The 12,489-nt window shown below is 62.3% G+C and carries 24 protein-coding genes and 1 pseudogene; 11 read left to right on the top strand and 14 right to left on the bottom strand.

The genetic code is table 11. The features are described from left to right. Window positions 1–20: 20 nt before the first annotated feature. The 14 genes from CEW87_RS04105 to CEW87_RS04045 form a co-directional block, all read right to left on the bottom strand. Complete coding sequence (locus CEW87_RS04105) at window positions 21–389, bottom strand: hypothetical protein (RefSeq protein ID WP_108971577.1); 369 nt, start codon at window positions 387–389, stop codon at window positions 21–23. 217 nt (window positions 390–606) lie between these two features. Next, window positions 607–822 (bottom strand): hypothetical protein, encoded by a 216-nt coding sequence (locus CEW87_RS04100; RefSeq protein ID WP_108971576.1) that lies wholly within the window; start codon window positions 820–822, stop codon window positions 607–609. Continuing rightward, entirely contained in the window at window positions 819–1,205 is a 387-nt protein-coding gene (locus CEW87_RS04095) for a hypothetical protein (protein WP_108971575.1), read from the bottom strand. The genes CEW87_RS04100 and CEW87_RS04095 overlap by 4 nt, the downstream gene beginning before the upstream one ends. Beyond that, entirely contained in the window at window positions 1,205–1,699 is a 495-nt protein-coding gene (locus CEW87_RS04090; RefSeq protein WP_199917113.1) for a host-nuclease inhibitor Gam family protein, read from the bottom strand. Before CEW87_RS04090 ends, CEW87_RS04095 begins: the two co-directional genes overlap by 1 nt. A gap of 50 nt (window positions 1,700–1,749) precedes the next feature. Next, window positions 1,750–2,154: a hypothetical protein gene (locus CEW87_RS04085; RefSeq protein ID WP_108971573.1), complete on the bottom strand. Its 405-nt coding sequence runs from the start codon at window positions 2,152–2,154 to the stop codon at window positions 1,750–1,752. A gap of 10 nt (window positions 2,155–2,164) precedes the next feature. Next, window positions 2,165–2,404: a hypothetical protein gene (locus tag CEW87_RS04080; protein ID WP_108971572.1), complete on the bottom strand. Its 240-nt coding sequence runs from the start codon at window positions 2,402–2,404 to the stop codon at window positions 2,165–2,167. Continuing rightward, window positions 2,401–2,619: a hypothetical protein gene (locus CEW87_RS04075; RefSeq protein ID WP_159098080.1), complete on the bottom strand. Its 219-nt coding sequence runs from the start codon at window positions 2,617–2,619 to the stop codon at window positions 2,401–2,403. Before CEW87_RS04075 ends, CEW87_RS04080 begins: the two co-directional genes overlap by 4 nt. A gap of 2 nt (window positions 2,620–2,621) precedes the next feature. Next, window positions 2,622–3,896 carry an ExeA family protein gene (locus CEW87_RS04070; protein WP_108971570.1) on the bottom strand — a complete coding sequence of 425 codons (1,275 nt, stop codon included), beginning with the start codon at window positions 3,894–3,896 and terminating at the stop codon, window positions 2,622–2,624. A gap of 100 nt (window positions 3,897–3,996) precedes the next feature. After that, a complete protein-coding gene (locus CEW87_RS04065) occupies window positions 3,997–5,760 on the bottom strand; it encodes a DDE-type integrase/transposase/recombinase (protein WP_108971569.1) in 1,764 nt (587 codons plus the stop codon). 10 nt (window positions 5,761–5,770) lie between these two features. Continuing rightward, window positions 5,771–6,733 (bottom strand): DUF3102 domain-containing protein, encoded by a 963-nt coding sequence (locus CEW87_RS04060; RefSeq protein ID WP_108971568.1) that lies wholly within the window; start codon window positions 6,731–6,733, stop codon window positions 5,771–5,773. 2 nt (window positions 6,734–6,735) lie between these two features. Beyond that, window positions 6,736–7,041 carry a helix-turn-helix domain-containing protein gene (locus CEW87_RS04055; protein ID WP_108971567.1) on the bottom strand — a complete coding sequence of 102 codons (306 nt, stop codon included), beginning with the start codon at window positions 7,039–7,041 and terminating at the stop codon, window positions 6,736–6,738. A gap of 1 nt (window position 7,042) precedes the next feature. Next, window positions 7,043–7,507 carry a hypothetical protein gene (locus CEW87_RS04050; RefSeq protein WP_108971566.1) on the bottom strand — a complete coding sequence of 155 codons (465 nt, stop codon included), beginning with the start codon at window positions 7,505–7,507 and terminating at the stop codon, window positions 7,043–7,045. A gap of 87 nt (window positions 7,508–7,594) precedes the next feature. Further along, the gene (locus CEW87_RS22875; protein ID WP_267897194.1) at window positions 7,595–7,720 is read right to left on the bottom strand and encodes a hypothetical protein; all 126 of its coding nucleotides are present in this window, start codon (window positions 7,718–7,720) and stop codon (window positions 7,595–7,597) included. Window positions 7,721–7,731: 11 nt separating this feature from the next. Then, the gene (locus CEW87_RS04045; protein ID WP_108971565.1) at window positions 7,732–7,977 is read right to left on the bottom strand and encodes a DNA-binding protein; all 246 of its coding nucleotides are present in this window, start codon (window positions 7,975–7,977) and stop codon (window positions 7,732–7,734) included. Between the two features lie 133 nt (window positions 7,978–8,110). Between CEW87_RS04045 and CEW87_RS22990 the strand changes: the two are divergent. The 11 genes and pseudogenes from CEW87_RS22990 to CEW87_RS04000 form a co-directional block, all read left to right on the top strand. Next, window positions 8,111–8,260 (top strand): annotated as a pseudogene (locus CEW87_RS22990) (hypothetical protein); the annotation flags it as partial. Between the two features lie 6 nt (window positions 8,261–8,266). Then, complete coding sequence (locus tag CEW87_RS04040) at window positions 8,267–8,638, top strand: hypothetical protein (RefSeq protein ID WP_234421660.1); 372 nt, start codon at window positions 8,267–8,269, stop codon at window positions 8,636–8,638. 481 nt (window positions 8,639–9,119) lie between these two features. After that, window positions 9,120–9,281, top strand: a complete 162-nt coding sequence (locus CEW87_RS22325; RefSeq protein ID WP_159098079.1) for a hypothetical protein — start codon at window positions 9,120–9,122, stop codon at window positions 9,279–9,281. Between the two features lie 157 nt (window positions 9,282–9,438). Beyond that, window positions 9,439–9,879 (top strand): DUF4124 domain-containing protein, encoded by a 441-nt coding sequence (locus CEW87_RS04035; RefSeq protein ID WP_159098078.1) that lies wholly within the window; start codon window positions 9,439–9,441, stop codon window positions 9,877–9,879. A 100-nt stretch (window positions 9,880–9,979) separates the two neighbouring features. Further along, the gene (locus CEW87_RS04030) at window positions 9,980–10,495 is read left to right on the top strand and encodes an N-acetylmuramoyl-L-alanine amidase (RefSeq protein WP_108971562.1); all 516 of its coding nucleotides are present in this window, start codon (window positions 9,980–9,982) and stop codon (window positions 10,493–10,495) included. Then, window positions 10,492–10,704: a hypothetical protein gene (locus CEW87_RS04025; protein WP_108971561.1), complete on the top strand. Its 213-nt coding sequence runs from the start codon at window positions 10,492–10,494 to the stop codon at window positions 10,702–10,704. Before CEW87_RS04030 ends, CEW87_RS04025 begins: the two co-directional genes overlap by 4 nt. Beyond that, entirely contained in the window at window positions 10,704–11,036 is a 333-nt protein-coding gene (locus tag CEW87_RS04020; RefSeq protein WP_108971560.1) for a hypothetical protein, read from the top strand. Before CEW87_RS04025 ends, CEW87_RS04020 begins: the two co-directional genes overlap by 1 nt. Beyond that, window positions 11,033–11,239, top strand: coding sequence for a hypothetical protein (locus CEW87_RS04015; RefSeq protein WP_108971559.1), 207 nt, complete (start codon window positions 11,033–11,035; stop codon window positions 11,237–11,239). Before CEW87_RS04020 ends, CEW87_RS04015 begins: the two co-directional genes overlap by 4 nt. Beyond that, a complete protein-coding gene (locus CEW87_RS04010; RefSeq protein WP_108971558.1) occupies window positions 11,236–11,814 on the top strand; it encodes a hypothetical protein in 579 nt (192 codons plus the stop codon). The genes CEW87_RS04015 and CEW87_RS04010 overlap by 4 nt, the downstream gene beginning before the upstream one ends. Window positions 11,815–11,819: 5 nt before the next feature. Then, entirely contained in the window at window positions 11,820–12,191 is a 372-nt protein-coding gene (locus CEW87_RS04005) for a DUF2730 family protein (protein WP_108971557.1), read from the top strand. Next, window positions 12,188–12,487: a hypothetical protein gene (locus CEW87_RS04000; protein WP_108971556.1), complete on the top strand. Its 300-nt coding sequence runs from the start codon at window positions 12,188–12,190 to the stop codon at window positions 12,485–12,487. Before CEW87_RS04005 ends, CEW87_RS04000 begins: the two co-directional genes overlap by 4 nt. Window positions 12,488–12,489: the final 2 nt, after the last annotated feature.

Raw genomic sequence — 12,489 nt, 5'->3', positions numbered from 1 at the left:
TAAATTAAAACTCATCACTGTCACCACTTGATCAGATAGCCGGAAAACGTGGGGCCGAACTCGTCCTTGAAGAAGGCGAAGAATTCGGCGGCGGAGTTGAAGCCGTCATCGTTGGCGAGCTGCTCGACGGCGTCTTCCTCGAGGTCGTACCAGGCGTTTCCGCGCACCATGCGAACGGTGTTGTTGCGCGTGGAGATCTGGATGTCCTCAACCGAGGTGATGGGGTGTTCGCCCAGGTGTGAAACAGCAAGCGTGCCCAGCCCCGCGTAGAGATGTGCGATCTGTCCGACGGCCGGCGCCGGTCGCTTGCCCCTGGCGCGGATGGTCTGGCGCTTGTGGCCAGACCGGATTGCCGCGCAGAACTGCGGCTTGAAGTTGAATGACGGCATACGTGCTACTCCTCTTCGACCGGCATGATCCACAACAGCAGATCGTGCGCCCAGCCTGCAATGGTTTCGATGATGTTCATGGTGCCTCCCGTCGTCGTGTGTCGCAGCGGAGGTGCCGGCTCCCGGCAGCATTTTTGGCTTTCGCCTAAGGCGCTCTTTGATTTCTCCGTACCGGCTGGTTCCGTTATGTCCCCACGGTTTCCTCGGGTTGTAGAGTTCAGCGGTCGGACCAGCCGACGGGTTCGAAGCGGGCGTCGAGTGCGGACAGGGTTACGTTCTTGTCATCGGTGATCTTGAAGCTGACCGATCCGCCAGCCGCCTGCAGGAGCTGCTCGCAGGCGTCCTTCACTTGATCTGACTTGTCTGCAGGAAACAGCAGCACGTTGGCCCAGCTGCCGCGCGAGTTGGCTTTGAGGTGGCGTGCTGCGCTCATGCTGTGTGGTCCTCCTCGTCGTCGCGCATAACGCTGCGAATTTCCGCCATTGCAACTCTCATCTCCTCGAGTCGGGCGGCACACTCTTCGCGCATGGCTGCGATTTCGGCGCGGCGCTCGGCGAGTTTCGTCGGGAATACGGCTGGACCACCCATTCGGCAAACAAACACATGCAGGTTGAAAAGGGCTTGTTCGCGGCTGTCTCCGCCCGCTACACGGAAGCCTGTTATCGGGTCGGAGATCGTCATTCCCTCGCTGAGCGATGGGCAGCCGTAGAGATCGAGGCCGGTGTGAATAACCAGTCCGTATTCAATGACTTCAGCATCCATCGCGTGGCCTTTCGTGCCGTCGTGGAATACAGGAGCAAATTGCGTCATCGTCATCAGCGCACCTCAGACAACTCGGTTTCAAACGGCGTAATAATGAAATCCTCGCCCTGCTGGATGCTGATGCCGGGCACGTTTGCCACCGCTGCCGGCTCGTTGAGGATGGCCTCTTTGTTGATCTCGGTCTTCGGGCGGATGAATCGGTCGAGCCCCATCTTGCGCAGCATGTCGAGCACCGCCTCGGCACCGGTGACGCGGACCGATGGCGGGCGGGTCCGCCACGCCACTTCACCGGCAGGAAGCGCTGCAGTTTTGGTTTTGCCGCCCTGCGTGAGCTGCTCCCGATTGGCCTCGCACCAGATCTGCACACCCTTCGTCAGCGACTCGATGCGCTGCTTCAGCGGCTGCGCTTGCGATTCGTGGCGCTCTTTGATGCCGGCCAATTCATCGTTCATCGCGGCTTCAATTCGCGTGATGTCACGCTGATGCTCGCCTATCTCGCGGATGTAGTCGCTTGCCTGGGCGATGCTTTGCGGCACGGTTACGGCCATGCTGCGGGCTTTATGGCGGGTTGGTTTTTTTGCCATTCTTGAGGCTCCTGTCAGTGCTTGTTTTGTGCGGACGATCCGGCCTTTTGGATAATCTCTTCGGCTTTCTTGAAGCCTTCTTCGGTCAGCGCGAAGCGCTGCGAGACCCGCCCTCGAGATACGCCAACCCTGCGCACCAGGTTGCGTTCGCACAGGGTTTTGAAGATCCACGGCCACTGCGCTTGAGTGGTTTCAGGATTAGCTGTAACGAGGTCGTTGATCACCACGGTCTTGCGCTTCTGCAGCATCACCAACACCTTGTTGCGCATCTCATCTGCGCGCGCGATGCGGCTTGCATCCTTGCGCAGCTGGCTTGGTGATTTTGTCGGAGGCACCCGGCTGGACAGGCTCGATAGCGTTTGCCGATGTGCGCTCAGTGCGGAGACCTGGGCGACCATTGAAAATGGGTTGTTCGTCATATCGCTCGCCTCACTGCGCCGTGAACGTTGCAGTGCCGATGTAGCCGAAGTCGAGCGGGCGGCCCTGCTTGATGCTCATCAGTGCAGCCTGATACAGCGTCTCTTCGAGCACCCATTCAACGTCTGACGAAAGCAGTGCGCCGTCGATGGCCTTCGCTACCTTCTCGATCAGCATTCGGCCATCTGCGGTCTCGGAGAGGCAAGGCTTGGTGAGCAGGATCTCTGCTGCTTCTGCGGGGGAGATACTCATTTGGTCACCTCTTGCGGATAGAGATAGGCGTTTGCATAGGTCGGCGCACAGGCATCGGCACGCGTTTGCATCTGGTAGATCGTGTTTCTGGCTGCTGCCAGCCTGGTGTCCATGCGGTAGTCCGCGCAGATGCTGTGCAGCAGCACGCCACCAGCAAACGCGATCACGAGCGGAAGCACCTTCGATTCGATGAATTCGGCATCGAGCACAGACATGATCAGCACCCCCTCACGATATCTGCGGTGACCTTGGTCGCCCCGGCATGGGCCGCTGCGTTCATGGCCTTGGTGAGCGTGTTATTCACGACCAGCGGGTAGGTCATGCTCACAGTCTGGTTGCGCTGTGGGCCGCGACCGACGAATGTGAGCCGTTGCCGGATGGCGTCGATCGCGTTGCTGTCGATGATGTTTGCCAGGTCGCAGCCAATGCGCTTGAACTTGAGCGTCAGGTAATCCGCCAGCTGGTTGTCCAGCGGCAGCAGCTCCACCACTTCGCAGCGGCGGATCACCTCGCGTGCTTCGAAGTACTGGCGCTCGTTGAGCTTTTCCTTCAGCTCGGGCTGGCCGATCAGCACGATCGAAAGCAGCTTCTTGAAGCCGTCTTCCATCTCCCAAAACCGCTTCAGGTACTTCAGCGTCTGGATGCTCAGGTCGTGGGCCTCCTCGATCATCAGCACGTGGGTCTGGCCGCTGCGGCCGGACTCGATCAAGGCCTTTTCCACCTGGCGGGCGAGCCCCTCGAGGCTGCGCTTGGGGTGCTCGTTGGGCTTCACGTCGGCCAGGATCGCGTGGCAGATGTGTGCAGCCTTGAGCGCAGTCTTGTCGAAGCTCTTCGGCTGGATGACTGCCACCGGGATCTGCTCGCGGTTGATGCGATCGATGGTTTCGCGGCGCAGCGTGGTCTTGCCGCTGCCCGACTCGCCCACTACCGCAATGAACCACCCCCCCGTCTTGCTCGCTTGATACATGGCCTCGCGCACGTAGCGCTGGTCTGCGCTCATGAAGAGGTCATCCGGCCCCTGGACATCATCCTGGAACGGGTCGCGGAACAGAGAGAAGTGACGTTTGGCTTGAGCAGATAGCATTTCAGGTTCGATCTCGATGGCGTTGTTGTCGCGGGCGTGCTTTCGGTCTTCGCCCATGCGGGTGTTCAGCGGCTTTGTGCTGTGACGGCGGATGCCGTCTTCCTCCCAGATCTGGGCCAACTCCTCGGGCGGCACGCCGCGCTCGGCGAGCAGCTGCTCGGTGGCTGCCTGGATCTCGTCCCACGGCGTGTAGCTCGGGCGCCAGCTGTGGTTCAACATGCGCGTGAATGCGCTCCGGCTCAGCGGCTGGCCGGCTCGGCTGCCGCCGCGCTGGATCAGTCGGTCGCTCACCTCTTCGTGGCGGATGCCATGGCGCAGCAGCGTGGCCTTCAGGCGCAGCGGCATCGCCTCTGGCTGGTCTGTCGTGGGGGGCGGGGATTCCGCGATGCCCCTTCGTGTTGCTTCCATCGGTACAATCTCCTGGCAGTTGTTGCATCGGGCTTCGCAGTTGCTGCTGCAGGCCCACTTTCTCGGCCTGGTGCGTTCGCGCGCACCGGGCCGAATCCGTTCACCCCACCGACGCCAGTCGGGGGGCAGTACGCTCGCCCTTGAGCGAGGCGGCAATGTGTTCCAGCTCGGCTTCCTGCACGCCGTCCGGGTAGTTCGCAACCAGCCACGGGTGCAGGTCGCTGCGCTCCACGCCTCGGCCGCGCAGCGCCTTTGCGGCTTCGAAATGCGTCATCGGGGCGGTTTCGAACATCGGCGCGCTGATGGAAATGTCGGTGCCACGGCGCGGCAACGCGGCCGGGATTTCGACATCGGCCAGGTGGCGCACGGTGTTCATCTTTCCGCCCATCAACGCGGCGTTGCTGCGGCGGGCCTTGTCCATTTCGTCCGCCGTCATGCCCGGGTACAGCAGGCCGTCGAGCTGCTTGGCGCTGCGGTCGGCATCGGTCTCGGGGCGGGATGCGTAGGTCTCGCCGATGACCGGCGCCGACATCGGGCGGCCATAGCCGTCGAGATCCACTTCCACGGGTTCCAGCCGGTAGGTGATGTCCTCGCCGTCGTAGCGCGGCACCCGCACACTGATAGCGCAGTCGCCAAACAGCAGCGGCGAGATATCGAGCTTGTCGCCAGCACATACGCCGGCCAGCCCCGCCATGTCATAGGTGCGCGTGCCACCGGCCCGGGGGTGTGCAAACGAAATCGTCAGATCGCGCGCCACCTTGCGCTGGGATACGCGGCCTTCGAGGAATGCCTGGCACACGCTCTCGGGCGGAAGCAGGCGCAGCTCGTCTTCGCGGATGCGCATCCACAGGTCGTAGCGCGCGGTGGCGGGCATGCCGTCGCGGCGCAGGCGCGTGTCCTGGTGCGGGATAGCGTTGGCGTTGTAGGCCTCGGCCCATGCGGATGCGGCGGCGTTGAGTTCCTCAACCGTATGCACGGGGTCAAAGCGTAGCCGGCTTTCAAACTGCGTCTCGACGATGTTGTTGCCGCCCTCCACGCCGCCCTTGGCGCGCGCGTTTCCGGGCGCGTGGGTGATGCTGGTTACCTCGAGCGCCTTGAGCAGGTTCTGCACCGCGTGTGCCGTGTTGGCGCTGCCCTTGTCCCACATCAGGATCTTGGGCACACCATGAAAACGCCGGCCCGGTTGCGCTCCCCAGGCGTACATCAGGAATCGGTACAGGTTGGCGGGGCTCTCGCCCGCGGCCTCTACATACCACGGGATCAGCGTGCTGCTGGCGTGATCCCACAGCACATAGCGCCAGCACTTGAACTGCACCTTGGCGAGCTTCTCGAGCTTGTTCTTGTAGAACTCGTCGTCGCGGATGATGCGCTGCTCGCCGCGCAGGTAGTACACCAGGCACAGCGACGGATCGACCTGATGCACGTGATTGGGGTGCAGGCTGCGCAGGGCCACCGGTGCCCGTTGTTCGGACTGCTGGCGGGTGTTGATGCGGGTTGCGCGCATCAGGCGGTTGATCTGACGGGCAGACACAGACACGTCCAGGCCGTTGATCATTGCAATGCTGCTGGCCACCGGCGTGAACATGGTCTGCTTACCGTTGGCGCGCACGCTGCCGCGCTGCATGGCGGCAATCGTCTCCAGCGCTTCCATGCTCTGGCGACTCCTGCCCTTGTCGGCGCGGGTCTTGCGGCCGCTGGTCCAGCCGGCTTGGCGCTCCAGCTCGGCATACAGCTTGCCGGCGCTCCAGCCGTACAGGGTGCGCGCCTCTTCGAGCAGCGCGCCCTTGCCACCGTGAGCGGCGGCGTCGAGCCGGCTTGCGAGCTGCTGCAGGTATTCGCGGGTGGTGTCGGGCGTGATGGCCATGATGTGCTCCTCAGGCCTCAGCGTTGTCTGCGGCAACACCCACCTGCAGGGCGTGTCCGTCCAGCTCTGCACGCCATCCGGCCAGCGTCGCTTCGTAGTGGTCGCACAATTCCGCGAGCTGCTGTGCGGATCGGTTGAGCCGGTCGCCGAACAGGGTCGCGAACTGGCGCAGGATCAGCCGCTCGGCGTCGTCGGTGTCGCCCCACTGCACGTCCTCTTTCAGGATCGCGCCATGCACCAGGTACATCTGGCTGATGGTGGTTTCGAGCGCATCGAAGCCTGCGGCGATCTCGGCTTTGAAGGCGCCGACCTTCTCGTCAACCTCGGTTACCACCGGTTTGTGGCGTTTCGTGCCTGTCGAAAGTTCGTCGATCTTGGCGTTTTTGTCTGCCAACAGGCGGTCTTTTGCGCTGCCTTGCTCGCGTGCGTCGCGCAGTGCTTCGCGCAGCTCTTTGACTGACATCGTTGCGATATCGTCGAGGTTCAGCTCGCCGGTCTGCCCGGTGAGCTCAAGCTCTTCGATCTGCTCGTCGTCGAGCACGAGCATCTCAAGCAGCTTGCTTTGCGTCGCCGCCGCTTTCAGCAAATGCGTCGACGTCGACGCATTTGCGAACTTGCGCACCACTTGCATATAGCGCTGCGCTGCCCGGCTATCGAAGCCGAGCACGTCGAGACGTGCCATGAACTCGCCGTGCGCGCAGGCTTCGCGCAGCACGATCAGGCCGCGGCCCACCTCGATCATGGCCTCCACCGTCCGGCGCATGTTCGACGCGATGTCGCGCTGGATCAGATCGGGGTCGGTGCAGTCTGCCGGGAGTTGATAGCCGACCTGGTGCGCAACGGCACGCACCATCATGTTCTGCTCGGATGTCGCTGCTGCCAGATTGTCGATGGTGTTCAGGTCGTTGCGGACCAGCTCAGGGGCGGGTTCTGCGATCTGCGGCAGGACTGCTTCGGATGCTTTTCGTGCCATGGTTACGGCTCCCTCGTGTAGCGGTTTTTGACTTCAGCCAGGCGCGATTCAGCGCGGGCCAGTTCGGTTGAGAATGCGTAGGAGATCTGAACCACTTTCGGCCCCAGCCTCCAGCGCCCGGTCTCCTGGATCTGCTCTGCAAACCCGGCCTCTTTCATGTTGTGCAGGTCGCGGGTTGCAGTGCTCGGCGATTCGCCCAGGGCCTTGGCGAGTTCGCCGGGGGCGATGCCCATGAACTCGTTGCCGGCCAGCACCACCACGGCGCGCAAGATGCGCTGCTGTGCTGCGTTGTCGTAGCGCGATGCCATGTCAGTTCAGCTCCAGCTCGGGTTGATCGTTCTTGCGCACGTTCTCGCGATGCCATGCCAGGCTTTCGAGGCCAGCGCCCAGCAGCGAGAGCGTGGTGTCGCGGTCTGTTTCGCCGTTCATGAACGCGAGCAGGGCGCCCACTGCGGAATTGAGCGTGATCTGCAGGGACTGCACGTCGGAGGCCGTGCTGCTGCGTCCCGTCGGGATGTCGATCACCACGCGGTGCGCGTTTGCCGTGAGATAGCGCCCCACGTAGTCGCTGCCGGTGATGTGCTCCCACAGCGGCAGGCGGTTAACCGGCATGGCATCGTTTTCGAGCCACTTGTAAAGTGTCGCGGGGGTGATGGCCATCAGCTCGGCGAGGCGCTCGATGCTGAGGCGGCGCTTGCTGATAGCGTGGGCCTTGTCGGCTTCAAACGCAGCGCGCAGGCTGGTCGGCAAGGGTTTCGAAGAATGGCGGTTCATTCGATATGACCTGATCGTGAGGGGTAGAAAACGAAACCCGTTTGGATGTGAGAAAAGCGGTTTTCGTGGCCTAAAATCGGGGTGTGTTCAGGCCCCGATGGCAAAGCAGGTGCCAGCCTCCATGCCAACGGACATGAAGGTGTCTGCGAACGCGTCGCAAAAGTCGGGATTGAGATCGGTGAGGTAAACGATGGTTTGAAGGCGGATATGCATGGCATTGCTCCTCAGGCGGCTGCGCGTTGGCGGGTGGGTATAACTAGGGCGCGGGCGGGGTCGGTACAGATCTCTCCGTCCTTCATCCCGAGCTTGATGGCGATTTCATGGGCCTGGCCGCGCACACACTTCTTGCGGCCACCGAGAACCTCAAATACGAGGTTGGGCGAAAACTTGTTGGCGATCGCCCACTGGGTGATGGAGATGCCCTTCGCCTGAAGGGCTGCGCGGGCTTCATCAGCGGTACGAAGTTTCATGGTTGCTCCTGTGGGGCAGCGGCGCGCAATTGCGTGTCGTCTAAGTTGCCGTTCGTGGTCGGACGGTGTGGTTTAATGTTCGCGCAATTGTGCGAGTCATGTCAACACAATTGTGCGAATTGAGGAGATATTTATGTCGGAAGATTCGGCCGCGTGGCCCGACCCCCCTCCATTCGTTTACAGGCTTGAGAAGACCATTGGCGCGGAGAGCGTCAATGCATTCGCAAAGCGCGCGGGGATGGCCGAGAGCACGCTGAGGTCTTACGTCAGCGGCAGGTCGAAGCCAGGCATGACTCAGATCAACAAGATCGCTGCTGCAGGCGGGGTGAGTGCGGAGTGGTTGCTCACCGGAATGGGGCCGTGGAAGCTGGACAACGACGTGAAGCACGGAGTCAGTGACCAGACTGAAACCTATAGTGTCCGTAGTCCAGAATCTGCTGGTCGTGAGACGCTTGCGCGTGGAACTGAGGCCGATCCTGCATGGCCCATGGTGGCAGAGCTTGTGTATGACGCTCTGCTCTCTAAGGACACTGGCGCAGAAATGCCAAACGGGCGAAGGTTTCGGGAGTTGGTGACTGCTGTGCTGGTTGTTCTACGCCTTGATGAGAACGGCGATATTCGGCGCGATACAGCCCGGAAGAAGGTTTCTTCGATTGTGTGAATATGGTCACGTATTCATCGCAATGAAATCACGAGATCTATGTGGCGTAGATATGATCAATGCTTCTCGTACTAGCATTGAGGTGCCAACATGGATGACAATTGGGCGCGTGAGCGCGTGAGTGCATTGCTGCGCGGAAACACTCCGCAGCAGTCAGACCCGTCCGAGATGAAGGTCGAGTTCTGTGGTGTCCGCATTACGTTAAAGGGGAGTGGTGTTGCGCTACTCCTCGCACCAGGAGTCAGGTCACGCCGAACCGACGAGGAAAGCTGACCACAGAATGGGAGAATGGACGTGACCGTAACTTGCCCAAAATGTGGATATGTCCGCCATCCGAATGACCCAGCACCAGACTACGAGTGCCCCCGGTGCGGGGTTGTTTATGCAAAGGCAAAAGCCAGGCAGGCTGAACTTTCAATCGCCAGTGCGGAGAAAGCAGATAAGGATGAAAGAGCCGCAGTAGAGGCTGAGAGACGCAGGAATGAAGATGCCCGTCGGCTACATGAGGATAGCGTCCGCCGTGCTGCTGCAGCATCGCCGGTTGCTGCATGCGCAGACTGTGGCGGCATTGTCAGCAAGCTGGCAGCAAGCTGCCCACATTGTGGAAGACCATTCGGAGATACTCGTCAGCCGGTTGTGGTGATGGATGTACACATGGGGTTCGAGTCGATGGTGACGTTCATGATCAAGTGGGTGCTTGCGTCCGTCCCGGCATTCCTGCTGCTTGTGGCATTTTTCGCTGCCATTGCGGCAGCGATACCAGCTATCTTCGGGTTCTTGCGGCCATGAAGAGAACCGTCGTGTTTTTCATGTCTCTCGCGGTGACCATCCCCGTACACGCACAAGTCTATAAGTGTCAGGAAGGCGGCAAGACCGTGTTCGCAGATCGCCCTTGTAGCCCGGACTCGAAGGTGATCGATGTACGACCCGCTCGCGGAGAGTTCGACCCCAAGGCCGCAGCCGAACTGGAGCGCCAGCGCGTGCAACGCATACGCATTCAAGCCGCCACCCAAGCCACCCGTGACAAAGCCGAGGAGCGCCGCGAGCGGGCCCGCGCCGCACCGCCGGCCCGCGACTACTGCGACGAGCTGCGCGAACGGCATGCAGACGCAAAGCGATGGGAGAAGGAGTTTCGCCATCCCGATAACATCAAGCGCGAGAAGCAGAAAGCGAAAGACGCATCCGAGCGCAGCTTCTTCGAGTGCCCGCCATCAAAACGGGTTTCCGTGTTCGACGAGTGAACCACGCGTTTTCAACAGCAAAACAGTGTGCAGATCGAACAAGAAAACCGCAAAAACCCTTTAGCCCAGCCATCCCCCCGCGCGCGCGTAGTCTCCATGCATGGCTACGACGCGACGAATCGACACCCTTGTAATCCACTGCGCGGCCACCCCCAACGGGCGGTGGACCAGCGTGCTGGATATCGACCACTGGCACCGCGAGGCGGGGTTCCGCCGCACGCTCGCATCCCCTGAACAAAAGGCCTGGAACCCGGGCCTTCCCCATATCGGCTATCACTGGGTGATCTACACCAACGGCGGGCTGGCCACGGGCCGGCACGTGTCGGAGGTGGGCGCGCATGCTCGCGGGCTCAATGCCACCAGCCTTGGTCTGTGCCTGATCGGCACAGACAGGTTCAGCCTGGTGCAGTGGAGCCAGCTGCGGCAGCAGGTCGAGCATCTGTGCAAGACGTACCGCATCCCGACTGAGCTCGCCACCCCCGAGACGTACTGGCGCGGGGTGTGCGGCCATCGCGACACCGGCGCAAAAAAGCTGTGCCCCGGCTTCTCCGTTTCCGACTGGCTGGCGGGGGGCATGCAGCCGCTCGCAGGTCACATCCTGGAGCAATCGAAATGACCATCCGTGTGTCTGTTACCCATCACGAGCCCGACAACCCCCGCCATCTGCTGGCAGAGGTGTTCAACGTCGACGTGTGCGGCCAGGTGCTCGACACCCCCGTGCGCGTGCAGCGCATCGACGCTGGCATTACGGCCACGGTGCATCTGCATGCGGGCAATGTGCTGGTCGTGCGCGAGCCGCTGGAAGGCGAGCCGGAGCGCGCGTGATGAGCATCAGCCGCGAGCCGCTGGTCGAAGTCGTGCGCGCCTGGGACGGCATGCCCGGCGCCAGTGTGCGCCGTGGCTGTGTCGTGATTACGTGGGAGTTCGCCGACACCGTGGTGCTGTCTGCCGCGACAGGAGAACTCACTCGCGCAGACCTGCGCGCCCTGGGCGAGGATCTGCTCGCTGCTGGCGTCAAGACCATCCGCGCCTGGCGCGAGAATGGCCGCCGCCTGCCCGGTGGCCACCTGGTGCATGTTGGTGAGCACCACTCGCTGTGGGAGATGGATCTGCCCAGCGTGCTCGCGCGGTCGCATGCAAAGAGGGCGCCGCAATGAGCAGCGCCGCATGCCCCAAGTGCTGGTGGAAAAGCAAAACCCTGTGGGTGAATGCGATCGCCGCGGGGCTGGTCGCACTTGAAGCAGTCACCGGAAAGCTGCAGCCCATGCTGCCGGTGAACCTTTACACGGCGATGGCCGTCGGCCTGCCAGTGCTCAACGCAATGCTGCGCATCGTGACAAATCAGGGGCTGAAGCCATGACGCCCATCACTCAGATCGTCACCGCCTTCGTGCCGCGCTGGATCCTATGGGCCCTAGTGTTTGCCGCGGGTGCCGCGTCGGGCGCACAGCTTGTCGCATGGTCGAAGAACGCCGAGCTGGCGACACTGCGCGAGACGCATGCAAAGGCCGCAGAGAAGGCCGAGCAGGCCGCGCGCACGGCACTGCAGGACGCGCAGGACCGTGGCGACGAGATCACCCACCAGCTGCACAGCGCAAACCGCGCTGCAATGCTCGTACAGGAGAAGCTCGATGAAAAAATTCGCCAGGCCACGACTGGCCGCCGCTGTCTCGATGGGGCTGCTTTGCGCCTGCTCGACAGTGCCCCCGGCATCGCCCGTGCTGGTGTGCCCGAGGCCGCCCGCGAGCCTGCTGCAGCGCATGCCGCCAGTGCTGCAGCCGATCCCGCGCTCGATGGGATTGAAGATGCCAGCGCAGCTGCAGCCGACACTGACGTGGCCCTCTGGGCCAGAGCCGCCGCTGGGCAGTACGCCGAATGCGTCCGACGCTTCGATGCGCTGATCGATTGGCACGACCCGACCATCAAAAGACCGTGACGCATATGGACCCGAAAGAACTGCAGACCTGGCTGAGCATCATCAACACCGTCGTCATCTGGGCGGTGGCCATTTACACGTGGCAGGCCAACCGCAACCGCGTAACCAACGAGCGCATCAGCAGCCTGCAGGGCTCGCTCAATGCGCGCATCGAATCCATCGGAACCGACATGGACCGCCGTCTCGACACGCATGCCGACCGACTCTCTCGGGTCGAGAAAGACCTCGAGCATGCCCCGACGCATGAAGACCTCAAGCGCCTGCACGCCCGGATCGACGACCTTGCCGGCGGCATTCGCGGGCTCGAGGGCGAGTTCAAGGGGGCCAACCACACGCTGCAACTGATCCACGGCTACTTGCTCCAGGGGAAACAATGAACCAGTTCGCCGACCTACTGATTGCCGACCGCCGGCTCGTCATCCTGCGCCTGCTCGAGCAGGCCCCGGACTATCGCGGCAACGCCTACCTGCTGCAGTCCGCCCTCGAGGGCTTCGGCCACGCCGTAGGCATGGACCGCCTTGTCACCGACCTGCACTGGCTGATGGAACAGGGCCTGGTGCAGTTCGAGACCGTGGGCAGCGTGGGCATTGCCACGCTCACCCAGCGCGGCGCAGATGTGGCCAATGGCCGCAGCGTGGTGCCCGGCGTAAAGCGCCCGGCACCGGGGGGCTGAGT

The organism is Parazoarcus communis, assembly GCF_003111665.1.
Classification (GTDB): domain Bacteria; phylum Pseudomonadota; class Gammaproteobacteria; order Burkholderiales; family Rhodocyclaceae; genus Parazoarcus; species Parazoarcus communis_B.
This window is presented reverse-complemented; position numbering and strand designations above follow the sequence as displayed.